At 38.1% G+C, this 25,068-nt stretch carries 30 protein-coding genes, 1 pseudogene and 1 riboswitch; of the genes and pseudogenes, 10 read left to right on the top strand and 21 right to left on the bottom strand.

From position 1 onward, the window contains the following. Positions 1–28 precede the first annotated feature (28 nt). The 4 genes and pseudogenes from MKX82_RS11895 to ribE all read right to left on the bottom strand — a co-directional run bounded on the left by MKX82_RS11895 (position 29) and on the right by ribE (position 3,340). On the bottom strand, positions 29–1,324 hold the full coding sequence (locus tag MKX82_RS11895) for an NCS2 family permease (protein WP_233313506.1): 1,296 nt from the start codon (positions 1,322–1,324) through the stop codon (positions 29–31). 234 nt (positions 1,325–1,558) lie between these two features. Continuing rightward, positions 1,559–2,026, bottom strand: coding sequence for a 6,7-dimethyl-8-ribityllumazine synthase (ribH, locus tag MKX82_RS11900; RefSeq protein ID WP_233313505.1), 468 nt, complete (start codon positions 2,024–2,026; stop codon positions 1,559–1,561). 20 nt (positions 2,027–2,046) lie between these two features. Beyond that, positions 2,047–2,649 (bottom strand): annotated as a pseudogene (gene ribB / locus MKX82_RS11905) (3,4-dihydroxy-2-butanone-4-phosphate synthase); the annotation flags it as partial. A gap of 37 nt (positions 2,650–2,686) precedes the next feature. After that, positions 2,687–3,340, bottom strand: coding sequence for a riboflavin synthase (gene ribE / locus MKX82_RS11910; RefSeq protein WP_237942306.1), 654 nt, complete (start codon positions 3,338–3,340; stop codon positions 2,687–2,689). A gap of 403 nt (positions 3,341–3,743) precedes the next feature. Continuing rightward, positions 3,744–3,891, bottom strand: a riboswitch (FMN riboswitch). 183 nt (positions 3,892–4,074) lie between these two features. On the opposite strand from ribE, the gene MKX82_RS11915 reads away from it, so the two are divergent. Beyond that, positions 4,075–4,890 carry an EcsC family protein gene (locus MKX82_RS11915; protein WP_233313504.1) on the top strand — a complete coding sequence of 272 codons (816 nt, stop codon included), beginning with the start codon at positions 4,075–4,077 and terminating at the stop codon, positions 4,888–4,890. Between the two features lie 27 nt (positions 4,891–4,917). On the opposite strand, the gene MKX82_RS11920 is transcribed toward MKX82_RS11915, so the two are convergent. After that, positions 4,918–6,192 carry a HAMP domain-containing sensor histidine kinase gene (locus MKX82_RS11920; RefSeq protein ID WP_341077385.1) on the bottom strand — a complete coding sequence of 425 codons (1,275 nt, stop codon included), beginning with the start codon at positions 6,190–6,192 and terminating at the stop codon, positions 4,918–4,920. Positions 6,193–6,256: 64 nt separating this feature from the next. Next, positions 6,257–7,102, bottom strand: a complete 846-nt coding sequence (locus tag MKX82_RS11925) for a helix-turn-helix transcriptional regulator (RefSeq protein WP_237941607.1) — start codon at positions 7,100–7,102, stop codon at positions 6,257–6,259. Positions 7,103–7,215: 113 nt separating this feature from the next. Between MKX82_RS11925 and fabF the strand changes: the two genes are divergently transcribed. Then, on the top strand, positions 7,216–8,451 hold the full coding sequence (gene fabF, locus MKX82_RS11930; protein ID WP_341077389.1) for a beta-ketoacyl-ACP synthase II: 1,236 nt from the start codon (positions 7,216–7,218) through the stop codon (positions 8,449–8,451). An 84-nt stretch (positions 8,452–8,535) separates the two neighbouring features. Here the strand turns inward: fabF and MKX82_RS11935 are convergent, their stop codons facing one another. Continuing rightward, positions 8,536–9,324 carry a hypothetical protein gene (locus tag MKX82_RS11935; RefSeq protein ID WP_237941609.1) on the bottom strand — a complete coding sequence of 263 codons (789 nt, stop codon included), beginning with the start codon at positions 9,322–9,324 and terminating at the stop codon, positions 8,536–8,538. 103 nt (positions 9,325–9,427) lie between these two features. On the opposite strand from MKX82_RS11935, the gene MKX82_RS11940 reads away from it, so the two are divergent. Further along, a complete protein-coding gene (locus tag MKX82_RS11940) occupies positions 9,428–9,982 on the top strand; it encodes a YdcF family protein (RefSeq protein WP_341079524.1) in 555 nt (184 codons plus the stop codon). A gap of 55 nt (positions 9,983–10,037) precedes the next feature. Here the strand turns inward: MKX82_RS11940 and MKX82_RS11945 are convergent, their stop codons facing one another. Continuing rightward, on the bottom strand, positions 10,038–10,892 hold the full coding sequence (locus MKX82_RS11945) for a patatin-like phospholipase family protein (protein WP_237941610.1): 855 nt from the start codon (positions 10,890–10,892) through the stop codon (positions 10,038–10,040). 202 nt (positions 10,893–11,094) lie between these two features. Then, the gene (locus MKX82_RS11950) at positions 11,095–11,430 is read right to left on the bottom strand and encodes a DUF4870 domain-containing protein (protein ID WP_251645443.1); all 336 of its coding nucleotides are present in this window, start codon (positions 11,428–11,430) and stop codon (positions 11,095–11,097) included. A gap of 265 nt (positions 11,431–11,695) precedes the next feature. Here MKX82_RS11950 and MKX82_RS11955 point away from each other — a divergent pair, with 265 nt between their 5' ends. Both MKX82_RS11955 and MKX82_RS11960 read left to right on the top strand, forming a co-directional pair. Then, on the top strand, positions 11,696–12,289 hold the full coding sequence (locus MKX82_RS11955) for a DedA family protein (protein WP_233313497.1): 594 nt from the start codon (positions 11,696–11,698) through the stop codon (positions 12,287–12,289). 262 nt (positions 12,290–12,551) lie between these two features. Further along, positions 12,552–13,109, top strand: a complete 558-nt coding sequence (locus tag MKX82_RS11960; protein ID WP_233313496.1) for a GNAT family N-acetyltransferase — start codon at positions 12,552–12,554, stop codon at positions 13,107–13,109. 41 nt (positions 13,110–13,150) lie between these two features. Here MKX82_RS11960 and MKX82_RS11965 read toward each other — a convergent pair whose 3' ends face one another. Next, positions 13,151–13,558: a DUF4362 domain-containing protein gene (locus MKX82_RS11965; RefSeq protein WP_251645441.1), complete on the bottom strand. Its 408-nt coding sequence runs from the start codon at positions 13,556–13,558 to the stop codon at positions 13,151–13,153. 154 nt (positions 13,559–13,712) lie between these two features. Between MKX82_RS11965 and MKX82_RS11970 the strand changes: the two genes are divergently transcribed. Both MKX82_RS11970 and MKX82_RS11975 read left to right on the top strand, forming a co-directional pair. Beyond that, positions 13,713–14,795, top strand: coding sequence for a mechanosensitive ion channel family protein (locus MKX82_RS11970; protein WP_233313494.1), 1,083 nt, complete (start codon positions 13,713–13,715; stop codon positions 14,793–14,795). 91 nt (positions 14,796–14,886) lie between these two features. Beyond that, positions 14,887–16,242, top strand: a complete 1,356-nt coding sequence (locus MKX82_RS11975) for an MATE family efflux transporter (RefSeq protein ID WP_233314729.1) — start codon at positions 14,887–14,889, stop codon at positions 16,240–16,242. 180 nt (positions 16,243–16,422) lie between these two features. Here MKX82_RS11975 and MKX82_RS11980 read toward each other — a convergent pair whose 3' ends face one another. Genes MKX82_RS11980 through MKX82_RS11995 form a run of 5 tightly spaced genes read right to left on the bottom strand, consistent with a single transcriptional unit; the run spans position 16,423 to position 17,311 of the window. Beyond that, on the bottom strand, positions 16,423–16,596 hold the full coding sequence (locus tag MKX82_RS11980; RefSeq protein WP_341077395.1) for an HD-GYP domain-containing protein: 174 nt from the start codon (positions 16,594–16,596) through the stop codon (positions 16,423–16,425). A 26-nt stretch (positions 16,597–16,622) separates the two neighbouring features. Then, positions 16,623–16,730 (bottom strand): HD domain-containing protein, encoded by a 108-nt coding sequence (locus MKX82_RS30420; RefSeq protein WP_445738844.1) that lies wholly within the window; start codon positions 16,728–16,730, stop codon positions 16,623–16,625. Beyond that, positions 16,730–16,870, bottom strand: a complete 141-nt coding sequence (locus tag MKX82_RS11985) for a hypothetical protein (RefSeq protein WP_341077397.1) — start codon at positions 16,868–16,870, stop codon at positions 16,730–16,732. The genes MKX82_RS30420 and MKX82_RS11985 overlap by 1 nt, the downstream gene beginning before the upstream one ends. Then, a complete protein-coding gene (locus MKX82_RS11990; RefSeq protein WP_341077399.1) occupies positions 16,867–17,124 on the bottom strand; it encodes a hypothetical protein in 258 nt (85 codons plus the stop codon). The genes MKX82_RS11985 and MKX82_RS11990 overlap by 4 nt, the downstream gene beginning before the upstream one ends. Beyond that, a complete protein-coding gene (locus MKX82_RS11995) occupies positions 17,096–17,311 on the bottom strand; it encodes a hypothetical protein (RefSeq protein ID WP_341077401.1) in 216 nt (71 codons plus the stop codon). The genes MKX82_RS11990 and MKX82_RS11995 overlap by 29 nt, the downstream gene beginning before the upstream one ends. Positions 17,312–17,450: 139 nt before the next feature. Between MKX82_RS11995 and MKX82_RS12000 the strand changes: the two genes are divergently transcribed. Continuing rightward, on the top strand, positions 17,451–17,990 hold the full coding sequence (locus tag MKX82_RS12000; RefSeq protein ID WP_237941613.1) for an Hsp20/alpha crystallin family protein: 540 nt from the start codon (positions 17,451–17,453) through the stop codon (positions 17,988–17,990). Positions 17,991–18,018: 28 nt separating this feature from the next. After that, the gene (locus MKX82_RS12005) at positions 18,019–18,444 is read left to right on the top strand and encodes an Hsp20/alpha crystallin family protein (RefSeq protein ID WP_233313490.1); all 426 of its coding nucleotides are present in this window, start codon (positions 18,019–18,021) and stop codon (positions 18,442–18,444) included. 47 nt (positions 18,445–18,491) lie between these two features. On the opposite strand, the gene MKX82_RS12010 is transcribed toward MKX82_RS12005, so the two are convergent. Together MKX82_RS12010 and MKX82_RS12015 are read right to left on the bottom strand one after the other, a co-directional pair. Beyond that, positions 18,492–18,995 carry a GNAT family N-acetyltransferase gene (locus MKX82_RS12010; protein ID WP_341077407.1) on the bottom strand — a complete coding sequence of 168 codons (504 nt, stop codon included), beginning with the start codon at positions 18,993–18,995 and terminating at the stop codon, positions 18,492–18,494. A gap of 223 nt (positions 18,996–19,218) precedes the next feature. Then, positions 19,219–19,971, bottom strand: a complete 753-nt coding sequence (locus tag MKX82_RS12015) for a CAP domain-containing protein (protein ID WP_341077409.1) — start codon at positions 19,969–19,971, stop codon at positions 19,219–19,221. A 420-nt stretch (positions 19,972–20,391) separates the two neighbouring features. On the opposite strand from MKX82_RS12015, the gene MKX82_RS12020 reads away from it, so the two are divergent. Continuing rightward, a complete protein-coding gene (locus tag MKX82_RS12020) occupies positions 20,392–20,634 on the top strand; it encodes a DNA alkylation repair protein (protein ID WP_233313487.1) in 243 nt (80 codons plus the stop codon). Positions 20,635–20,680: 46 nt separating this feature from the next. On the opposite strand, the gene MKX82_RS12025 is transcribed toward MKX82_RS12020, so the two are convergent. From MKX82_RS12025 to MKX82_RS12040, 4 genes are all read right to left on the bottom strand, one after another. Then, positions 20,681–21,508, bottom strand: a complete 828-nt coding sequence (locus MKX82_RS12025; protein ID WP_233313486.1) for a hypothetical protein — start codon at positions 21,506–21,508, stop codon at positions 20,681–20,683. Between the two features lie 85 nt (positions 21,509–21,593). Continuing rightward, positions 21,594–22,499, bottom strand: a complete 906-nt coding sequence (locus MKX82_RS12030; RefSeq protein ID WP_341077415.1) for a CobW family GTP-binding protein — start codon at positions 22,497–22,499, stop codon at positions 21,594–21,596. Between the two features lie 74 nt (positions 22,500–22,573). Next, on the bottom strand, positions 22,574–24,064 hold the full coding sequence (locus MKX82_RS12035) for a lmo1851 family serine protease (RefSeq protein ID WP_341077418.1): 1,491 nt from the start codon (positions 24,062–24,064) through the stop codon (positions 22,574–22,576). A 107-nt stretch (positions 24,065–24,171) separates the two neighbouring features. Next, a complete protein-coding gene (locus tag MKX82_RS12040) occupies positions 24,172–25,038 on the bottom strand; it encodes a M15 family metallopeptidase (RefSeq protein WP_233313484.1) in 867 nt (288 codons plus the stop codon). Positions 25,039–25,068 lie beyond the last annotated feature (30 nt).

The following is a 25,068-nucleotide window of genomic DNA, read 5'->3' on the forward strand; positions in this document are numbered from 1 at the left end:
GCATAAAACCTATAGAAGCCAGTTATTATCAGTGTGTATATTGAAGGACAAAATTTATTAGGAACAAGGAAGAAATGAAGTATAAAGGTAAAGATACTTCTTTTGCTTTTCCGAGCGCTATTTTCAAGATTGGATATAAAATAAATCCAATTGCCATTCCATCTGCAATGCTGTAAGTGAAAGGAATCATCGCAATGATAAAAAAGCTTGGAAAACTTTCACTTAAATCCTTAAGATCTAGATTACGAATATTTTGCAGCATCAGCCCGCCGATAATAATAAGAATCGGTGCAACAGCACTATTCGGAATCAGCTTTATCACAGGGATAAAGAAAGCAGAGCAAATGAAAAGCACCGCTGTCGTAACAGATGTCAGGCCTGTTTTCCCACCTGCAGCCATGCTAGCAGTGCTTTCAACCGTAGATACAGTTGGGCTGCTGCCGAAAAAGCCGGACAGAAAAACAGATACAGCATTTGCTTGAAAAGCTCGTTTAAAACGTTCCGGTTTTCCGATATATTGAACATGATTGGAAACGAGTCCAATATTTTCGAAAACTAATACCATTGATAAAGAGAACACCGCTACCCAAAATGGTATCGTAATAATCTTATCAAAGGACATATGACCAAATACACTCCAATAATCCTTTAACTGTACTGAATCGCCAGCAGCTCCTGTGTCTATCAAACCGAACATCCATGAAATCAATGTTCCAACTAAGATAGTAATCAGGAAGTTCCCTTTTACATTTCTTAAAAATAAGATAATGCTGATGATTAATGTAATGACTGTTGCCAATACATGCAAATCACTAAAGGAACCAAGTGCAATAATAGAATTACTGCCTTTTTGGACAATTCCGCCCTTTTCGAGGCCAATTAGCATCAAAAATAAGCCAAGTCCAACTGTAAGCGATTCTTTAAGGGAAGATGGTATGGACTGACTAACAATGCTTGCCAGCTTTGTAAACGCAATCAGCATGAACAAAAGCCCTGAAACAAACACGACAGCAAGCGCTTCCTGCCAGCTCAATCCCATTGACTGAACGATTGTATACGAGAAAAGCGCATTAATGCCCATTCCTGGTACAAGTAATACCGGTACATTCCCTAGAAACCCCATCAACAAACAGCCGAAAACAGATGTCAAGATGGTCGCGATAATAGCAGCTTCAAGTGGAATTCCAGCCTCTGATAAAATAAGCGAGTTAACAGCGACAATATAGACAACTGTAAAAAAACCAATCAGACCTGCAAAAAATTCCCCTTTGAAAGTAGCTTCGCTTTCTTTCATTTTAAAGAATTCTGTTATATAGTTTTTCATTTATTAAACCTGTTTAGATATAGCCCTCTCCCTACCCGCATCACTCTATAGAAGTTTTACTTCTTTGAACATAAATTTCAGTCCAAAAACTGCTTACCTCTTTAGGTGAGCCACAATTGAATATGATAGCAGATTTCCATTACTTTGCCAATCCTTTTACAATAAAATTGGCCAAATCCCTTTCCGCTTCCAGAAAAGAATTTGGCCAATAACTAAAATTATATCCTTTATATGTTAAACCATTTCTTTATATAGATTCGCCATTTCAATAGCGTTAGTTGCAGCTTCCCAGCCTTTGTTTCCAGCTTTTGTACCTGCGCGCTCAATCGCTTGTTCAATCGATTCCGTTGTTAATACGCCAAAGATAATTGGTACTCCTGTTGCAAGAGACGTGCTTGCAACCCCTTTAGCTACTTCATTGCTGACAAAATCGAAATGTGGAGTCGCTCCGCGAATAACTGTACCTAAAGTTATAATTGCATCGTATTTATTTGTTTCAGCTAGCTTTTTCGCAGCAAGAGGAATCTCAAATACTCCTGGCACCCATGCAACATTAATATTCTCTGCTTCCACACCATGACGCTTCAAAGCATCTTCAGCACCTGATAATAGTCGTGTTGTGATGAACTCATTAAATCTTGAAACGATGATTCCTACCTTTAAGCCGCTTCCAATTAAATTACCTTCGAATATTCTAGTCATTTTACTGTCTCCTTTTCATCTTCTCTTTTTTGTCTGTATTCTGCTAAGTCTTTTATTGTAATCATTTTCAAATCGAACTTTTGAGCTATTAATTTTAAGTCATCTACCCTAGCCATCGTCCCATCCTCTTTTAAAATCTCACAGATTATACCAGACGGGAAACTGCCAGCCAATTTTGCCAAGTCAACCGCTGCTTCTGTATGGCCATTTCTTGAAAGAACTCCACCGCTGTGTGCAATTAGAGGAAAGATATGACCTGGTCTAGTAAAATCAGCAGCTTTGGCATCTTTTTCTACCATTTTTTCAATTGTCAGTGCCCGTTCAAAAGCGCTGATTCCTGTCGTTGTGTCTTTATGGTCTATACTGATTGTGAAAGCTGTCCCACGAGGATCATTGTTGTTGCTTACCATCGGCGACAGTTCAAGATGGTCTGCAAGCTCCTTTTCTATCGGAACACAGATAAGCCCTCTGCCTTCTTTTGCCATAAAGTTAATCATATCAGGTGTCACTAACTCCGACAGACCGACTAAATCCCCTTCGTTTTCCCGGTCTTCATCATCTGTTACGATGATCAGTTTACCTGCTTTTAAATCTTCTAACGCTTCTTCAATGGAATGAAACATATTATTTCCCCCTTTTTTTGAGTTTAAATGTTTTGCCTTAATAGAAGCCGTTTTCCTTCAAAAAGTCAGGGGTAATGTTGCTGGCACGGCTGCTGTTTGCCTTGTCTCTGTTCATAAACGAATAAAAATATTTTGCCATCATATCAAATTCAAGATTTACGATATCTCCGACCTGCTTCTTACCGACAACCGACTCGGAAGAAGTATGGGGAATGATGCTTACACCTACAGAATGGTCTTTCGTCTCGAAAATGGTCAGGCTCGTTCCGTCCACTGCAATAGATCCCTTCTCTAAAATAAGATGAGAGAATTGTTCTGGGACTTCTATTTCCACGCTGATGCTGTTTTCGATAGTTTTTCTCTCCAATATTCTGCCAACACAATCTATATGGCCTGTTACAAAATGACCACCAAACCTGCCATTTGCTGCCATAGCCCTTTCTAGGTTGACAAACGAACCATTTGTCAGGCGGGATAGAGATGTATCCTTAAAGGTTTCGGGCATTACATCTGCTGTGAATTCATGTTGTTTGAAGCTAGTAACAGTAAGGCAAACTCCGTTTACGGAAATACTGTCCCCTAATTTCATATCTTCCATGATGACTTTCGCTTGTATGGCAAGGACAAGGGTTTTGCCAGTTTTTGAAATATTTTTTACCACACCCGTTTCCTCGACAATACCAGTAAACAATAAGCTTCCTCCTCTAGTTAATATTGCAGGATTTTTATTAAATAGCTGCCTTAACACCATAATTGGGGCGTTTAAAAGCAAATCTAGTTTAGTTATTAATGAGAACAAAATATAAACCGCTGCTGTATGTAATCCAGTTTTTTTCATTTTGACCATTCCTTCATAAAATCATGCAGTGCCTGCCTACAGTTGATAAATCAAATAAAAATAAAAAATCCCGTATAAATATTTATACGGGAGATTGTACAACAAATAAGCGGCTTCATATTTTAAAGGTTACGCCAAAAAAGAGCAGCTTTTTTTGATTTTTAACTAAAAAGTCATCGTCAAAAAAGCGTACCTGAAAATACACCTGTTCATACTAAACACACTTTCATTCCATTTTAGAATGATAGCAGCTTCTGTTTGCCTTCTCCCATCCAGACTATACTGTCGGCTTTGGTTTCTCACCAAATCCACCGTCTTATTATTCATAAGCCGGGTCACGGGCTTAGAGTATTTATACACTCATCACCGCCGGTTGGGAATTTCACCCTACCCCGAAGGCGACCACAACGTCGTGGTCCTTTACTATTTAATTGTTGCTAGTTTACACTAGATATACGCATAATGCAACTACTCTGCTTCAATTTTTTTAGTGCATTTATTTGAGAAAATAAATGTAACTTATTGATAGTATTAGACGTATTAACAATAAACAAACGAAAAATATTTAGTAAGAATGGAGCTAATGTATGACAGAAAATGAAGCTTTTTTATTAAAAGAATTGGATGAAGTGAAGAAATGGGAGAAGGATCAAAGCGGTCTTTGGTTTTGGGAAAAGCTAAGCCGGCTGCCCTTCAAGTTGATTGATAAATTAACACCTGCTTTCATTCAAAATAAAATCGGCCAATTGCTTGATGAAATGGGAAATTACATTCAAAGCGGCGGAAAATTGCTGAGCGACATCTCTTCTTCCAAAAAATATTATAAGCATCTTAACGTTGAAAATTTTGAAGAAGTAAAGGATCTCCCCCTCGTTGAAATGAAAGCAGCCGTTGGAAAGCTCACAAAAAGCCGGAAAACAATAGCAACATTACAAGGTGCAAGTACAGGGATTGGCGGCTTATTTACTTTAGGCATCGATATTCCCTTGCTGCTGTCGATGCAAATAAAAATTCTTCAAGACATCGCCATTTGTTATGGCTATAATCCAAATGAGAAAAAAGAAAGAATCTTTATTATTAAATGCCTACAATATGTTTCTGCAGACGTTATGGGCAAAAACACCATTCTGGACCAGCTATCCCATTTTGATGATAATTCTGAGAAGGTCCAAAGAGAGGTTGTCCTTGAAATGCAAGGCTGGAAAGAGGTTGTATTCGCCTATCGGGATGCTTTCGGCTGGAAAAAGCTATTTCAGATGGTGCCGGTCTTCGGGATTGTATTCGGCGCCTTTTCCAACCGCTCGATGATTCACGACATAGCCGAAACAGGCGAGATGTTTTACAGAAAACGTAAAGTTATCGAGAGGCTAAGCAAGCCAACAAATAATGTTGCCGGTGATTAAAAGAACTGCATACAAAAAAGAAACGGATCAAGAAGCTTGATCCGTTTTTTCTAGTTTTGCAGGATATATCGGGAGCCGAATTACAAATTTAGTGCCGTTTCCTTTTTCACTTTCAACTTGAATGCTCCCTCCCATTTCTTTTATACAATTGTATACAAACATCATACCAAGACCAGTGCCATTTTTTCCTTTTGTAGAATAATATGGTTCTCCCAATCTTGACACTTCCTCCTTACTCATGCCAATACCTGTATCACTTATGGATATCACGGCTTCTTGTTTTTGTTTTATTGTTTTTATCACAAGAATGCCGCTGGAGTGCTCCTCCATTGCCTCGATTGCATTTTTGCATATGTTCACAAGGCATTGGCTGAAATATTGCTGGTTGCCCATAATATGTATGGTGCTTGTCTCCACTTCCATACGTATGGAGCTCTTATTCGCCAGAGGATGAAGCACCTGAGTGATTCGCTGTATTTCTTCTTCCACGTTTAATGCTTCTATTCCATCCATTGGGTTGGGATTAGCAAATGCCAGATAGTCCTCAATTACCTTAACTGCCTTGTCAAGCTCACTTAACGATATGTCTAAATAATTTTTTTGATTATCATTTAAAGCCGTTTCCTGCAAAAGCTGCATAAAACCCTTTACAGATGTCAACGGATTTCGTACTTCATGGGAAATGGAAGCTGCCAGTTGACTGACTGTTTCCATCTTTTGAGCTTGAAATATTTTATTTTGAACGTTCCACAGTTTTTGAATGACCTCTACTACATAAATAATTAAGCATAATACGATAGATTGGATTAGCGCATATTGCAATGCGAGCTTAATAGGAATACCGATACCAGACACCCATCTGACTGCCGCTAAAGTAATTATCGTAGAAAAAATCCCGATTAAAAAGCTGTAAAAGACTTTCTGCTTAATAGATTTCTGCAAGAACCACCTTCGCACAAATAACAGTCCAATCAAATGAATGGGAGCAACAACAAGAGTATTGATTACACCTATTCCATCAAACAAGCTTCTGTATAATATATTTACTAAAGCTAAAACGAGAGCAGCAATGGGACCTCCATACAAGGAACCAAAAATCTGAGCGACCAATCGCAAATCAAAAAGAATACCATTACCAACCTTAATAGGAAAACTTATGCATGCTATAATTGCAGCAGAAGATGATAAGATGAGGAGTGATTTCTTATTTTCCATTTGGCCATTCCTTAAAACAAATAACAGCGGAATAAAGCAGCAAAATAAAAAAAGAAAGAAACCGTTTACTAAAAAGTCGTCAAGCATGATGTATTCACCTTTCTTATCCTTTTTCTTTCATTTTATATGAAGGGAAATTGTTTCACAATGGCTATTTGCTCTCCCTTTTAAGCAGCTGCTTCAGCTTTTCCTCTGTTCCTGATCCATCTACTGGTGTGTAGATGCTGCATCTTAAATCATTCATCCCATGAACCTGAAGCGAAGTGAGATTGTACAGCATTTTCCCAGCCTTTGAATGGCGAAATTCAATCATCACCTCTGGAGCTGAGCTGACTTCACTTTCATTCCACATCACTTCAAAATCAGGGTATTTATCAATCATTGTTTCGATAAATTCAGAGTACCAATCATCTGCCATATACTGCCCTAGGTACGTGCGAAAAATAGAGAGAAAACCTTTAGCGAAATGTTCCCAATTTACAGCTAGGGCTCTTAATTCTTTTCTAGCAAATAACAGCTCAATTAAGTTTCTATTTTCAAGGGAAAGCATATTAAAATCCAAAAAAACTTGTGCAGCTGCTTCGTTCCAGCCGACGATATAGCTTCGCCTGTCTGTAATGATGGTCGGACAGTAGTGAAGTTCGCTCAATATTCTCCTTATAGAAGGTGTAATCAGTTCCCCTTCCTCCATTGGAATACCAGCATTTTTTGTCTCCTCCAATGCCAGTCCAAATAAATACCGCTTTTCATCCTTGTTCAATCGTAATGCATCTGAAACGGCTTCTAATACAGAAATGGACACTTTTATGTCTCTGCCCTGCTCAAGCCATGTATACCATGTGGTGCTTACACCGGCAAGCTGGGCTACTTCTTCCCTGCGAAGCCCTGTTGTTCTTCGCCTCCCGCCTAAAGGCAGTCCGACCATCGCCGGCTGAAGCTTTGCCCGTTTCATCTTTAGAAACTCAGATAATGCTCGCAATCGAATCTCGTCATTCATTCTTTTCACTCCTTTTTAAGATAGTACTATTTATACTAGGATAAACTACAACTTGTAATAGGATAAGTAAACGATAAAATAAAGAAAAAAACAAGCTTTTGGAGGAATGTATAATGAAAAGAGTCGTTGTGACTGGAATGGGTGTTATCTCACCAATCGGAAATAATGTAGAGCAGTTTTGGGAAAATCTCTCTAACGGAATATCTGGCATTCGCAAAATTGACCAGTTTGATGTATCTAATTCCAAAACAACTATTGCAGGAATGATTGCAGATTTTGATGCAGTCGGCAGATGGGGAGCAAAGGAAGCAAAAAAACTGGACCGCTTCGCACAATTTGCATTAGCGGCAGCAGAAGAAGCTTTAAATAGTTCAGAACTTGATTTGGAAGTAGTCGACAAAGACAGGCTTGGAGTATACGTCGGTTCAGGAATCGGCGGCTTGAACACACTCATTGATAATGTAAATATATTAAATGACAGAGGTCCAAACAGGGTTAGTCCAAATCTAGTTCCGATGATGATTTCTAATGCAGCTGCGGCGCAAATCAGCATAAGGCTAGGCGCATTAGGTCCTTCCCTCTCCCCTGTTACGGCATGTTCCATTGGAAATACGTCAATAGGTGAAGCTTTTAACGCGATTCGCAATGATGATGCAGATATTATGTTTGCTGGTGGTGCAGAAGCTGCCATTTCCCCATTATCTCTCGCAAGTTTCGGAAATGCACGAGCTCTATCGACACGAAACGAGGAACCTGAGCTCGCAAGCCGTCCATTTGATGAAGAACGAGATGGGTTTGTGATGAGTGAAGGTGCAGGGATTTTAGTGCTAGAATCATTAGAACATGCAGTTAAACGAAATGCGCCTATCCTCTGTGAAGTAATTGGATACGGAGCAAGCTCTGATGCTTATCATATGGTTGCTTCCCACCCTGAAGGCACAGGTGCTTATTCAGCCATGCGAAATGCATTGAGAAAAGCCAACATTTCACCTGCAGATGTTGACGTAATCAGTGCCCATGCAACAAGCACAAAGGTTGGTGATTTATCAGAAACGCTTGCAATCAAAAAACTGTTTGGCCAAGATGCCTATCGCATACCTGTAACAGCAAATAAATCAATGCTTGGCCATATGTTGGGCGCAGCAGGCGGCGCAGAAGCAGTCGCTCTTATTAAAAGTCTTTTGCATCAGCTTATTCCGCCAACTATCAACTTGAAAAAGAATGACGCTGACTGTGATTTGGACTATGTGCCAAATGAAGCGAGAAAAGCGCCAATAACAATTGGATTATCTAATTCCTTCGGTTTTGGCGGCCATAACTCGGCAATTGTATTGAAAAGCTATCAATAAAGTTAAGGCTGGCAATCACTTTGCCAGCCTTAACTTTATTCCATATGTGTTTGAAAGGAGCAATTCACCAATCAAGTATTTTTATTAATGATCCTTATAAGCAAATATTTTTGCCAATATGGCATAAATATGAATAATATCCTTATTAGAAGCAGAATGATGGATGGAAACAACAGGATGGTTCGGATCTAGAAATCTCTTTTGCCAATCTTTTGGCATCCATCCCTTTTTGACATTTACAATGGCAATGCCTCGTTCATCTTCTAAACAATAATCGGTAAAAGCAAGCGATCTTTTCAAGCACAGCTCTTTTTTTTCATATTTATAAACAGTTTTCGTTGCTTTGTCTGTCCGCTTCTCTTCCAACTTGCTGATAAGCTGTTTTTTTCTGTTTCTAATTTCAACACATTGTTTTTTGACTGTAAACTGATATTGCAGCATGTTTTCCCCATTATAGAACCCATACGTTTTTGCTGTGAATATATCGAAAAACGGCGGCAAATACCATCGAAATAACGTAAATTTGTCATCCCTAATCTCGCCGAGCACTGTGCCCTCACTATCAAAGATAAGCATTCTTAAAGAAGGTGCAGGTAAAAAGGATAACAAAACCGTCTTCGATTGGAGAATAGAGGTAACCTTCTGCGCCTCCAATGTATCTGTAAGCCTCTCACAGCGCCTTCTTTGAATTAAATAGGAGGCAAACGCTGTAATGCTGTATAAGCAAAATGGTATGATTAGAAGAAGAAATAGACGATTCAGCTTAACGCTAATGAACAGTGCAATAAAGAAGATGACTGGAATACAGCTAATAAGGCTCGCGTTTAAGAAGGCAGTGGCTGATTGTCTGTAGTACTTTTCTATATTCATCACAAACATGGCTCCTTACTGATATTTTCCGTTATAATCTAGTATTCTATATTCTATTAACAGCCTCTATCATCTATGATTGATTGGAGTGATATTTTTGAAAAAAATGAAATTCGTTATTATTTTTTGTGCTGTTCTATTGCTTGCTTCTACGTCTTATTATTATGTGAAGATGAAAAGAACTGCTTCTGCTGTTCCCCCTGAAGGTATTCCTTATATTATTATTCTCGGAGCAAAGGTGGATGGTGACGAGTTGTCCAAAGTATTAAAAAACCGGGCTGATGCTGCTATTTCCTACTGGAATAATAATAAACAGGCAAAAATCGTTGTTACAGGAGGCAAAGGAAATGGCGAAAATACAACAGAGGCTGCGGCTCTCAAAAACTATCTGCTCGCAAATAATATTGCAGAAGATAAAATCCTTTTAGAAGATCAGTCTACATCGACGTATGAAAACCTGCAAAACAGCATGGATTTATATAATATTACAGAAGCGGTTATCGCAAGCAGCGACTTCCACCTATACAGGGCTGTCACAATAGCCGAGAAAAAAGGGATGAAGGCCTATCCTCTTGCAGCTAAAACACCCGCTTCTGTTATTATCCCGCTTACTATTCGTGAATTTTTGGCAATTGGCAAAATGAAGATACTAGGTTTTTGACTCTTCAACTAATCGAAAAACCCCAATGGGAATATTACCATTGGGGTTTCTAACTTTAAATAAATTGTTGCTCTTTCCATTTTCCCAGAGCTGCCTTCGCATCGCGATAGCCTTGCATGTATAGATTTTCCAGCTTTTGCGGATTTCTCTCCATGCGTCCAACGACCAGCTTTTCCTGCGGTCTTACTACCATGATATTTCCTTTTTTCTCTTCCTGTTCCACATATTCCAGTGTTTCATTATATAATTTGTATCTTGCTTCCATTGCTTGCTGCAACCCTTTGAATTGGGGATACTTTCGTCTCACAAAAAAAGCAAAACGTGATTTAGATTTACGATAACCGAGATTCCTTGTTAAAATGACAACATTTCTTTTAAAGCCATCCTCTTGCGCCCTTTTTAAGGGAATCGGATCGGAAATGCCGCCATCTAGCAGTTTCCTCCCTTTGAAATCAACAACGGGTGCTAAAAATGGCAGAGAGCTAGAGGCTTCCAAAGCTTTTAGCAGCTCCTCTTTATAATCTTGTTTGCCATAAAATACACTTTCGCCTGTTTGAATATCTGTTGCACCAATTTTAAATTCTGCTTCATTGCCATAAAACGCTTCATAATCAAACGGAACCATCGTGTTAGGAATCTGATTGTAAATGAAGTCCATTCCGAAGAATTGACCTGTTTGTCTAAAATTTCGCCATGACATATATCTAGGATCTGTAACATAATCCAAGCTTACCTTTTTGTTTCTGCCAGCTTGCTGAGACATATAAGAGGCCCCATAGCTTGCCCCTGCTGAAACTCCGATTACATATGGGAAATAGACATTATGCTCCAGAAAGCACTCAAGCGCACCGGCAGTATAAACCCCGCGCATGCCTCCCCCTTCCAGCACTAAACCGATATTTTCCTTCATTTCTATCCTTCTTTCTCTTACCTTCATTCTTAACTATCATAATCGATTAAGCTCATGAAAGGAAAAAAAAAGACTTTCTTCGTTAAGAAGAAGTCTTAAAAACGCATCAGAATATATAGTTGCTCCCAAACCGAGCATTTTTAAATGGCAACTAATCTTAAAAGAAAATTCCTTAGTTAAAAAATTGTCTCTATTTCTCCAGTTACCTAATAAAACGAATGGTAAGAGGTATACGATAATCAGAACCTTCATATGACTTAATAGCAGCTATAATCGTAAAGATGAAGCCAAGAAGTGCAACAATTGGCATTAGAACAAAGCCGACAAGCACAAAAATCAGCAACCAGCTAATAAAACCGTAAATGGCGTACGAGATAAGGAAATTAAAATACTCTTTACCATGATATTTTACAAATTCTGAATCACTTTTTATTAAATAAATAACTAATGGCCCAAGAAATGCTGTGAAAAAACTGGAAACATAAATAAGCATGGCAAATATTCTTTCATCATGAGTTACTTCTTTGTGGAAATTCATTTTGTCCTCCCTTTTGGGTTTCAATAATATGTTGTCTTATTATATACGAGCATAGTGTTAATATGTTTCAGTTTTTTTGCCCTTTTTTCTTAATTGGGATGTTAAGATAATTTTAAGGTAAATGGACTATTATTCCTTTAGGTATTCACCTATTAATCTTTCATCCTAAATTCTTATTTCATTTTTTCTTACACGTCATGTATACTAATGATTGTCTATTCTACAAATAAAATACAAATATTTTCAATAAGCGGGAGAGATGTAAGTGTCTGAACTAGTACATACAATCTTTGACTTTTTATCATCCTTAGGCTATATGGGTATAGCTTTAGGTTTAATGGTCGAAGTAATACCAAGTGAAATTGTTTTAAGCTATGGAGGCTATTTAATCCATTCTGGCCATATTAATTTTTTCGGTGCTCTCATTGCCGGTGTTATCGGCGGAACGATTGCCCAACTGTTTTTATATTGGATTGCGCTGTATGGCGGAAGACCATTTATCGACAGATACGGGAAGTATATTTTAATCAAAAGCTCTCATGTGGATGCTTCTGAAAAATGGTTTCTTAAATATGGGACGGGCATGATTTTTCTGGCGCGGTTTATCCCTGTTGTCAGACATGCTATTTCGATTCCAGCTGGGCTTGCAAGAATGCCAATTGGCCAATTCACCCTTTATACGACTGCAGCGATTATTCCATGGACCGTCTTATTTCTGTTGCTGGGAATGCGTTTAGGTGATCATTGGGAAAATATTGAAACATATGCAAAACCTTATATTACACCAATTATTATTGGAGCTGTTGTGCTGCTGGCTGCATACGTACTTCTGCAATTCCGCAAGAAAAAAAATAAATAAAGTATTTACAAAAACATTACAATTACCTATATTATTTTCAAGACTTTTTTTGTAAAATAGAAGCAGTACGATATTATTGCAGGAAAACAATAAATAAAATATAGGGAAGGCAAATGGTGCGCCACCTAATTAGGTCCTAGTGGGTTCGATTCCCACCCCGAAATTTTTTACAAGCTACAAGTTGATAAAAAATTTCGAGGGCGGAGGCACTTTTTGTTTTTCCTTTGCACACACTGCCCTCATGTATAAGGAGGGTATTTTTATGCTGAAAAAACGTGAATTGGAAGATTGCGCTGTCCTATTTGAAATGATGAAGCATCCGGATGTATTTCCCTTTGTCCGCCAAAAAGCGGCATCTTATGAAGAATATTTATTTATCACAAAACAGACGATAGAAGCAGAAGAAAAAGGTGAACTGATCTCTCGTACCATTCTTGATGAATGGCATAATCCGATAGGAACCATTAATCTTTATGATATTCAAGACGGCATCGGGTTTTTAGGAACTTGGATAGGCAAACCTTATCATGGAAAAGGATATAATAAAATAGCCAAGGAACTGTTTTTTTCAGAAGCCTTCTTTGAGCTGAATATTAACAGTATTTTAATGCGCATAAGAGAGCATAATCTCCGTTCCGTTAAAGCAGCAGAAAAACTCCCTTATGCCGTACATGCTAATGAGACAAGAAAATCGATTGTAGAAAAACTCAAGGAAGAAACAGGAGTAAGCTACGAATTATTTGAAGTCCCTAAAGATGTTTTTACACTATATACAATGCGCTCCAACCAGGAACAGACAGACGATCTGATGGAGGCATAATTATAAAGGTCAAAAAATGCTCAGGATTTATTCCTGGGCATTTACTCGTTTGGTACAGTCAATATTTCCTTCCCATCACTTTCACCTGAACTTCCAGTACATTCGCTTAGTATGTACTTTTTTTCCGTTTCTTCCACTTTCATAAAAATATCCTTACACATGTATTCCTCAAGAGAATCACCATCAACACTTGCAGAAATATTGATTTGCTTTCCGTTAAAGATTAATCTTTCAACCATACGCTGTCCTTCTATCCCGTATGAAACAAAGTTCACTTTTGCTTCTTTTCCCTTCTTTACCTTATCTATAAATCTATTTAATCCATCTAAATTCTCAATTTGATTATGATTGTCAACAACCTGTTCTACACCTATATTTTTTATCCCATATTGCTGACAACCAGACATCATGTGAAGAAGCAACAGCAGACCGATAGTAGCTCGTCTCATAAACCTATCTCCTTGTAATTTTATACAGATAATACCATAAATAGTTATTACTTACACTTATTTTGCATACAAGCCTACTTCGTGAGTCATACTTACCTTCCCTTCCTAATATAGTACACATAGGACAACTTTCTATATAGGAGTGTATTTTTTTATGATTGAATTTTTGAATACTCATATTTGGGCAAGTATATTGCTTGCAGCAATCGTATTTGGAGCAAGCCTCCTGCTGCGCAAATGGTTTACTAACTATTTTTTTAAGTTAATTCTCAGCTACACAAAAAAGAAAAAAATTCATGCTGCAAGCACTGTTCTTGTTGCTTTTGAAAAGCCTGTACGCTGGGTGTTCGTTGTCATTGGCATACAGTTAGCCTTCCTGTTCCTCCCTATTCAGACTGTAAGTTTTGAATCTAGTCTCGTCCGCTCCTGTTTTATCGGGCTGTTAACATGGGGATTGTTTAACTTGAGCAGTGTGACCACCCTATTGTTTCCTAAGCTTATGACAAAGCTGGATATTAATGTAGATAAGATTATCGTGCCTTTTATAACAAAAATGTTAAAAACACTTGTTCTTATGCTCGGTTTTAGCATTATTGCTCAGGAATGGGGTTTTAATATAAATGGATTTATCGCAGGACTTGGGCTTGGGGGACTTGCGATTGCTCTTGCAGCAAAGGAAACGGTCAGCAACCTTTTTGGCGGAGTAGTCCTGGTGACAGAAAAGCCATTTACGATTGGGGACTGGATTAAAACGCCGAGTGTAGAAGGTACAATTGAAGATATTACGTTTAGAAGCACCAAAGTACGGACTTTCGCACAAGCACTTGTAACGGTTCCAAATTCAACGCTTGCCAATGAACCAATTATTAATTGGTCTAAAATGGGAAAACGGCAAGTTTCGTTTTACTTAAAGGTTGATATTCACACGAAAAAAGAAAGATTACAAGCTACCATTGCCAATATGAAAGCAGTGCTCGAGCGTCATCCTGGTGTTCACCCTGAAACCATTCTTGTTTCTCTTGAGTCCTTAAATGACAGCAGTGCTGATATATTAATTTACTTTTTCACAAAAGCTACCGATTATAATGGGTATTTACAAACAAAAGAAGATATTAACTTTCAAATTATCGAAATTATCGAGAAAAAAGATGTAGCATTTGCTGTTCCAAAAAGCACTGTCCATGTAGAGATGCCAGCTGAATTAAACACCGCAGACAGATTATTCTCTCATGGCTAAATTAACAACAGAAAAGTCATGCTGTTTTGCCATATTTTCCTTTTATCTGTGATATAATCGAAACGTTATTGAACAAAAGTGAGGAAATATGATGAATCAAACCTTTACAACAAAGCAAAAACTCAAGCAAATGTTAGTAATTTTACTGCCTGTTCTAGTCACACAGGTGGGCATGTTCGGTCTTACTTTTTTTGATACAACGATGGCTGGCCATTACAGTCCGATTGATCTTGCTGGAGTTGCTGTCGGAAGTTCTTTATGGACCCCTATTTATACTGGCTTAAGCGGTATATTGCTTGCTGTCCCTCCGATTGTCGCTCAAGCAGTCGGCAGAAAAGAGGAATCAAAGGTCAGTTTCTCCGTCGTTCAAGCAATCTATCTGTCATTATCAATGGCAGTTCTATTAATCATTCTAGGAGCTGTTTTCCTAAAACCTATCTTGCAGAGTATGGGTCTTGAACAAGAGGTTCAAGACATTGCCTTCCATTACTTAGCTGCATTGAGCACAGGCATTATTCCGATTTTCTTTTATTTTGTGCTGCGGTCCTTCATCGATGCCCTTGGCCAAACACAAGTAACAATGTTTATTACGCTTTCTGCACTGCCGGTCAATATTGGGCTGAATTACGTATTCATTAACGGTATTTGGATATTCCCAGAGATGGGCGGTGTCGGCACAGGCTACGCTACAAGTATTACATATTGGTACATGCTGTTAACTGCACTCCATATTGTTTATCATAATCAGCCATTTGCTGGATTTAAATTGCTTAGTAAATTCCATGCTGTCTCTTGGGAAAAATGGAAGGAAATCTTGAAGATTGGTGTGCCAATCGGATTCTCGATCTTTTTTGAAACAAGCATTTTCAGTGCGGTGACATTGTTAATGAGCAATTATGACACGAATACCATTGCTGCTCATCAATCAGCTATTAATTTCGCTTCCCTTCTGTATATGGTTCCGCTGAGCATTTCAACGGCGCTGACAATATTGGTGGGTTTCGAAGTTGGTGCAGGTAGGCTGAAGGATGCAAAACAATACAGCTGGATGGGTGTTTTCACTGCCATCAGCATTGCTTTTGTGAGCGGCATCATCCTGATGGCTTTCAGAGGTCCGATAGCAGGCATTTATACAAATGATGCTGAGGTGTTAAAGCTGACAGCAAGCTTCCTTATATATGCGATATTCTTCCAGCTTTCAGATGCCATCCAGGCACCTGTTCAAGGAGCATTACGAGGTTATAAGGATGTTAATATTACCTTGATTATGACACTTGTCAGCTATTGGGTGATTGGACTTCCTTGCGGTTATCTGCTTGCCAATTATTCAAGTCTCGGTCCTTTCGGCTATTGGATCGGCTTAATTGCCGGTTTGGCAACAGGTGCTGTTTTTTTAAGCAGCAGACTGTATTCCGTTCAGAAAAAACAGGCCTTGGCACATAAATAAAGGAGGAATCAAGACGATTCCTCCTTTTTTCTTTCACACTATTTATTGGCTCATTTTTAGCCATCATTTCAATAAATGCATCCACCATTGTGTGCCTCTGCCTTCATGCAAGATGGACAGGGCCTTAGAAACTGGCATCCCCTTTCTGTATGTCCTTCTGAAGTCATTGCATCAAACGCATCAGCCACTGCCAAAGAAGGATATTTCTTCGCCTTTTAGTCCGTCAGGATAGCCTTTTCCATCAAATCTTTCATGATGACTTCGCACATCTTCAAGAATGGTGGCCATTTCTTTTTGCGGCTGTACTTGTTTAAGGATGTTTTCACCAATGACTGGATGTGTTTTAATGTGCATGAATCTTCCTCTGTCAGCTTCCCTTCTTATAACAATACATTATCAGGAATACCTATTTTGCCAATATCATGCAATATCGCTGATTTATACAATAACTCCAACTCACTTGTAGGCAGCTTTAAGTTTTGCCCAATTAACTGCGAATAGCCGGCAACCCTATTTGAATGGCCTGCGGTGTATTGGTCTCGGCATTAAGGGTGGTACTGAGCACCATCATAAAACTGTCTAAGAGCTGTTTATTAATCTTTTCACGCTGAATGATTGTTTCATTCATTCATGAAAGCCTTTGAACAATTCAGCAAACTCGTCTGTATATACCATGCTGTTTGGCTCGGAATACTTGCTTGTGCCAACACTCTCCAGTAAATTTTTCAGCTGATAGATAGGTGTGATTATATCCTTAGAGAGGAATCTTGCCGTTAAAACGGAATAAACAATCGTTATAAAAAGGCTTACAATGGCCCAATTCCAAAACGGAAAATCTTGAATATCACCACTGTCAATCAGCTTGACTCTTGTGGACAGCAAGATAATTACTAATGGAAAGAACACTGATGCTGACTACCGTAGTTAAAAACTTCTGAAATAACCATAATAAAACAGAGTATTCGCATATCTTTGTCCTAATATTTAAACTGGTGAAGATAAAGGCACCGCCAACCCCAAAAACGGCTAAAAAAGATCCAATCATGTAGTTATATAACAAACTGTTCATCCGTTTTTATAAGTATCCAAATCCATGCACCTAATTTTCGTAAAATAATATTATTATCTTATCATCAATAGGATAAAAACAACTGTTCCTTTTACCCGTCAACAGAGTGGAAAATTAATACAAGCGATAATAACACGAATTGGGTGCAAATGAATATGATATAAAAAAATCGAGCACTTCTGAAAGAAAGGATGAATTTCCAATGTTCCCATGGAATTTATTCCCTTTTAATAAAGACACGAAAAACAAAATGCAGCAAATGAGACCTGCCGAGATTCAAAAGTATGTACATGATATGATGGATAAGCTGATGCCAGAATCTCTGCAGAAAATGAACACTGATGAAATGTTCCAAAACATGTCACAAATGACGAATCGACAAACAGGAGCTGAGCCGAACAAATTTGATTATCTAGTATTTGAAACACACCATCACGTCTATGTACGAATTCCTATTAAGGAAGAAATTTGGCTGGAAAGAGTAAAGGTATACTACACCTCCAGTCAATTGATTATTCAACATATACCAGATGAAGAAAGCAAACATACAATTAATCTTCCTTCCCTTGTCAGAAGAAAGGGATCAACAGCCAATTATAAAGATGGTGTATTAGAAATCATGATTCAAAAAAACACACAGGTGCAATATTCTGAGATCGAAGTGTCGGATCTACATTAATCTTCCGAGAAAGGGTGTGCCGAAAATTATGTCGTTTGAAAACCTGGAAAAAATTTATCAGTTTCATGAAAATCCAACTAATGATATGCTCTGGAATAACTTATTTCAAGACTCGCCAAGCCAGCAGCATTTTTTTAATGGCAGGAATGCCATTAAAAGCAATAATCAGTTTCCCCCTTGTGATTTTTATACAAAGAATGGAGTTTGTTATATTGAAGTAGAGCTTCCGGGCATGACCCCGGAAAATGTTGCCGTTAAGTGTGAAGATCATACGCTTCATATTGCTGGGCATTTTAAGACACTTTGTGAAGAGTATGCCTATTATTTAAAAGAAAGGCAAAACCGGAGTTTCCATAAAGTGATTACATTGCCATATGCCATTAGGAAGGAAGAGCTTTCTTTCCAATTTAAAAACGGAATACTAATCATCCAAATACCGCCTGCATCGAAATAAAAAATCAACTCGGTTGCTTTGAGTTGATTTTTCTTGTTTGTTACCCATTATTTAAAGCTTTTATCGAAGCAGTAGAAAGGTCGTTCTTTTCCAGGAAAATGTAATTCTCCTACTTTGTTAAAGCCATTTTTCAGAAACAGATTTTGTGCTTTTTCATTGATGGCATATGTGTCTGTTTTTAAATAGAATGTGTCATTTTCAATAGCAATAATTTCAGCGAAAGCAAGGAGCTTGCTTGCTATTCCCCCGCCGCGTATTTCAGGATCAACCATTAGCCTGTGAATAACATAAAAGTTTTTTTCCGTTAATGTCCATTCAATTAAATCATAGTTTTTACCGCCGATACGGTCAATCGCAATAGAGCCGACTACTTCTTCGTCCATGATTGCAACAAATGCAGAACTGTTTTCAATATCTGTTTTAAAATCCTTTTCAGCAGGATATTTATCAGACCATTGGTCATTTCCTTCTTCATTCATTATTTTTATTGTTTTTGCTGCTATATTCATAATTGCATCTAAGTCATTTATCGTTGCTAGTCTAATTTCCACGCTCAATTCTCCTATTATAGTATTTCTTTATTATTCCCCGTTTACTTGAGACTATTTCATTTTTTCTAAAATGAACTATATGAAAAACCATTATATAAATTTCTCATCAAAAAAACCACTAAAGTACACAGCTACAGAAAATAAAATAAAATTCAAAAACGCGGAAATTTTCACATAAAGAAAAAAACCAAAGGAACTATTCCTTTGGTTTTTTCAACAACTATTATTTACCTATAAATTGCTGTGTCCAGTAATTCCCGTCAGCTACATAGCCTACTCCAATATGAGTGAAATTGCTGCTTAAAATATTAGCGCGATGGCCTTCACTGTTCATCCATGCTTTCACCACTTGCTCTGGTGTTGTTTGACCTTTAGCAATGTTTTCGCCAGCTGCTTTATAGGAAACACCAAATTGCTTCATCATATCAAATGGGCTGCCATATGTCGGGCTTGTATGATCAAAATAATTGTTCTTGCTCATATCCTCAGACTTAGCTCTTGCAACTTTGCTTAACTCTGTATCTAGAGTTAAAGCAGGAAGACCTTGTTTAGCTCTCTCTGCATTTGTCAATTCAACAACCTCTTTTTCAAATGCACTCACACTTGAAGAAGTTTGTGTGGCTTCCGTCTTCTGTTGGTTTGCCGTTGTATCCTGTGCATTAGCAGTGTTTGCTGTTGTAGTTGTTTTATTGTCAGTTGCTGTTGTGTTTGTAGGTGCTTTTGTTGTTGATGTCTCCTTATTTACAGTGTTGCTTGTGCTGCCATAATAGTTTTTAAGCAACTTATTTATATCAATATTACCTGAAAACTGCTTCATTAAGGCATTGATTTGCTCTTCATTAAGATTATATGATTGATACGTTACTTTCACCGCTTCTCTCTCTTGATTAGAAGATGCATCTGCCTGATGCATAACCGGATTTGACATGAATAGAGCTGCAGCTGCTGCTGTTGAAAAGATTAACTTTTTCTTCATCTAAAAAATCCTCCTAAAATATGAATTTCTTAATATCGTATTAAAGGCTTGCTTACAGAAAAATCATATCATACGATTTTTGTCATATTTGTGGATAAAATATCCAACAAGTAAAAGCTAATTAGCTGCAGCAGCTTTTATTTCGCTTAAACCACTTATCGCCCAAAGCATGGTGAAAACTTTTCTAATTCATTAGAAGTTCAAATTATTTTACTTAATTATCCAGAAAATACATATTAAGTATGAAATTAAGTATTGACAAGTTTTGAAGCACAGTCTGTTCATAACAAATATGACAATAACTTGACTTACATAACAGGAAATCAATAATTGTTACTACTGAAAAAAGGGCTGTATATATCCAAAAAAAGGTGGAATAGTAAAAAGGAAGAAGATATAAAGATGGAAGGAAGTATAGTTATGAGTACACCTTATGCTTGCCCAAATTGCCGGACAAATAGAAGCAGATTCAATATTATCCGCCAAGTGCCCCAATCTGTAAAGTTAGACCCTCAAACTGGAAATATTGTAGAAGAGTATACAGCAGATAATCTTTCCCCCTTTCATATTGGCTATAACGGTCCTGACAATCGTATCCAATGTGCAGCTTGCGGACTGGTAGATGAAGAAAGAACTTTTGCTAAATTTGGAGAGATGCGCTAATAAACAAACAAGATAAGCCGTATGCATCTGCATACGGCTTTTGTTTCTATAATGGAAAAAACTCGTCATCAATTAAAACTTTCCACGGCTCAATAGGTGAAGTTCTGACTAACGTCAGCCTTTTCATTTCACTTTTTCTTTTCTCATTTTGAATATAAAGCTGCCACTCCAAGTTTATGTGTAAAACAGTTTCAAATTGATAGTCCTTTGTCTCCTCCACTTTAAACAGCTTTACATTTTCCAGTTCTTCCAAAGCAGCTCGCCAATCCAGTTTTTCTGTACTTAAGTGGTTTAAGATTGTATTATCCTGCTCTTTCATTCCTGCAACAAAGGAGCGCACAGTATCATTTGGATCTTGCTTGTCTAGCTCCATTTTTAAAATACCAGCTGCTTTATATACCATGAGCTTATGTGATAAATCCATATTGTCGGTCTTATGGGTAGTGCTTCCTAAAAAATGAATACAAAAATGGCCTGGAAACTTATTCTGTAATGCTCCTGCTCCATGTGGCATCCCATGCATCGATGCAGCTAGCACTTGATCATCCTTCAAAACAAGAATCGATCTTCTTTTCCAGCTCCATTTTCCGCCGTAGATTTCTTTCATAATCTTTGTATCAGCTGTTGTAAGTGGCTGGACATCAGCATGCTGTGACCCTGCTCTCCGCTGTGCATGAAATAACTTGCCTGTTTCCATATCATAAATGGAAAACTTGCTGTAACGTGGAATGACCTTATCTGCTTCCTTCCATTCGAGCAGCTGAATGCCGTATGTGATTGGAGCATTCTCCTTTGTTTCAGCATGGACGTTTGACACCATAAAAAGACTTGCGGCAACAGCAACAAAAAGAATGAACTTTCGCTTTTTGAACAAAATTACCCTCCTCTACACTTTAGCTAAAGAAAGTTTGCCCGTTTTATTGATAGTTCATTCTAAGTTATTGCGGCAACTTGTCAGATTACAGATTGTCTAACTGTTCTTTGATATGCTGCCAATCAATATTTTCACCGATAAAGACTAGATTTAATGGCATCTTCATATCTTCTCTCATCATTAAGGGCATTCCGTAGGAATACTGAAATAAATCAGGGTAGTGATTTTGATGGAATTGCACATAGCCTTTAATGCGATATATAGTGTCAGGAAGCTCCTTAAGAAATGCTTCAAATTTATCTGAAGCAATTGTATGTTTAAAATGATAGACAAACGAACTAAGCTGTAACGTTTGAATTGTTGTTTTGACTGTTTCTTTCGCGAATTGCATCGTCATATCTTTCAATTTTTGTACTGGAAGCTTTGAATAACTTGTTAATATAGCGAATGCTTTCGGATTGATGCTTTGAAGCTCAAACGTGACTTTTGATTTTTCCGCCTCTGTTAACTGGTCCTGTTTATTTATTAATATCATGTTGGCATGACGTATTTGCTCAATTAGAAGCTGCCCAACTGCTGGACTCATTTTGGAACGCTCTAGCCAGAGCTTCCCATCCATAACCGTTATAATTCCTTTAAGCAATAGTTTATCAGCAAAAATGGGCGAAAGGATACTGTCCATCGTTTCAACAGGATGTGCCGCACCAGTAGTCTCTAGGTAAATTACATCTGGCTTTTCCTCTATCAGCAGTGATTGCAGCTGGCCTTCAAGCTTATCTTGAATCGTGCAGCACACACATCCTCCTAACAGCTCCTTCAGCGGTACATCTGCTTCGACTTCATTTGAATCAATCGATATATCACCAAATTCATTCATTAAGACTGCAACTTTTCTGCCTTCTTCCTTTTCATGAGTGAGCAGTCGCTTCAACAAAGTTGTTTTCCCGCTCCCTAAAAACCCTGATAATATAAATACTTCCGTTTTTTTCATCGTTATCCTCCTTAACTATAAAAGCATAACAATGGAAAAAGGAGGGCAAGTAGAAAATGCCGCTCCTTTCCATATTACTTTTTCAGTTCTTTATTTAGTATTTCGATTGCTTTTTTCATTTGCGTATCATTCTTTTGGATTTTTTCACTTAACTTTTCCATGAGCTTAAGCGTTGTATCTCCAGTAATGACGCCATCTACCTTTAATTTTTCTTTTTCTTGGAATTCCTTCGTTGCTTCCTCTGTACTTTCATCGAAATAGCCGTTCGCATTTTCAACTTTATAGCCAAGTGCATTCAGCATTTCCTGTGCAGTTTTCACTTCATTGGAATTCGAATCCAGTTTTAACTTCGTATCTGGATTAATAATCGTCAATTTTGCATAGCTTGGAAGTTCTACTTTATAGGTCGGTTCAATTCCTTTTTCATGAATCCAGCTGCCATCTGGTGTCAACCATTTATCAGTGGTGAATTTAATATTGCTTCCATCTGATAATTCAATAGCACTTTGAACAGTACCCTTACCGAAAGACTTCACTCCGACTAACGGAACGTCTGCAGACTGATTTACAGCAGCAGCAAGGATTTCAGAAGCGCTGGCGCTTCCCTCATCAATCAATACTACTAATGGCAGCTTGTTTGCATTCGTGTTTTCTGAAGCAACTTGTTCAATTTTACCATTTTTATGCTCCACTTGGAAAATAAGCTCTCCTTCAGGAATAAACAGGTTGGCTATTTCTTGAACTTGTGTCAGCAATCCGCCTGGATTTTGTCTTAAATCAAGAACAATCCCCTTCATGCCTTTCTCTTTGAACTCATTCAGTTTATCAACAAGTTCTTGGGCTGTGTCTGACGAGAAGCTTGTGATTTGAATTTCAGCTATGCCGTCATCACGAAGTTCTCCATAAACCGTCTCAATTGGTATGGTGTCCCTGACAATATCAATTTTTAACGTATCTTCACTGCCAGCTCTCTCTATTTCAAGGCTTACAGTTGTCCCTTTTTTGCCTCTTATAAGTGTGACAGCTTCAGATGAGCTCATGCCTTGCAGGCTTTTGCCATCTACAGTCAAAATATTGTCATTCGGTTTCACTCCGGCTTTTTCTGCAGGAGACCCTTTTATTGGAGACACAACAATAATGCTGTCATCCTTTTCTTGTATTTCGGCTCCAATTCCTTCAAATGAAGAAGAAATACTTTCATTAAAGCTAGATGCCTCCTCCTGGTTCATATAATCAGAATAAGGATCATCTAATGCTGTGAACATGCCGTCAATGGCTCCATTCACCAAGTCTTCTGTGTCGACATCTTGATAAAATTTATCCTTTATCGTATCGTACGCAGAGTAAAGCTTAGAAAATTCGCTTCTGTCTGTACCAACAGTAACAGCTGGCTCTTCGCCAAACGCGAGTGCAACGGTTGTAATCCCTGCAGCTAATATAACCGTAAAGAAAATAAGCATGACAAAGTGAAATTTCTTTATGCGGATAAAACTGTGATCTTTATCTCCCGCTTCGTTTTCCTCATTTATGTTCTTTTCATTCTCCAAATAATTCACCACTTTCATTTGCCCTTTTGGCACCGCGATACATGCCTTTTATAATCAACAGTATCAAAAAAATTGGGTTAATTTATGACATAATTATGAATAAATTTTGAACAAATATCTTTTCTTTAGATTTTTCTAACTTGTTCAAAATATTCCTCTAATGTCCAATTGTTTTCAAAGATATCTTTTGCTGATTTTTTGCCGACATACCGGTAATGCCATGGCTCAAATTTATATTTGGTGATATCCTCTTTTCCTTTCGGATAGCGAAGAATAAACCCGTAAAGATGGGCTTTATCATGGAGCCATTTTCCTTCTTTCGTGTCTTCAAACTCTTCGGTGAGCAGGAAATCGGCACTTTCAGCAGAGATATCCATTGCAAGCCCTGTCTGATGCTCACTGTTTCCTGGATATGCGACTGCTTCTTCTGCTTTTTTCTCTCCGACCTTATCAACTTCTGCCTTAAACAGAACGGACTGACGGTCGTAGGATCGGTAACCTGACACTGCATACAGGATGACACCGTCTTTTTTTGCAGCATTGAACATTTCTTCCAAGGCAGATGCTGCTTCTTTTCTCAAATAGCTTTTTTCGATGTCTTGATCTCCAAAGGAAAACAGCACATCTGGCCTTACCATATCTTCCGGTGCATAACCATCAGGTAAACCGAAATCCTTGTTGACAAGAGAGACAGTATTCGTCGGATTTTGAATAATGTTCCGGCCGTCCACCACTTTAATGTCATTGAAAAATGCTGCTTCAAGAGTCCAAGGGATTTCCTCCTCAGAACCTTCGCTTTCTGAGTCATTTTCCTGTGTGCTGTCTGCAGTTCCTTCTTCATTTGATTGCTCTGTGTCTTTATCTCCATTCCCCGTTGTTTCTTCTGAAGCCTTATCCTTATTTAAAAAGGGAATGTGTTCTGTAATGCCATCCAGTTTACTGCACCCTGTCAAAAGGGCAGTAAGCAACAGCAGCAGCGCTAGTTTTTTCATTCTCCACCCCATATTACACTTGTACAAAAG

Origin of the sequence: Niallia sp. FSL R7-0271, assembly GCF_038005785.1 — a bacterium.
In the GTDB taxonomy this organism is placed as follows: domain Bacteria; phylum Bacillota; class Bacilli; order Bacillales; family Cytobacillaceae; genus Niallia.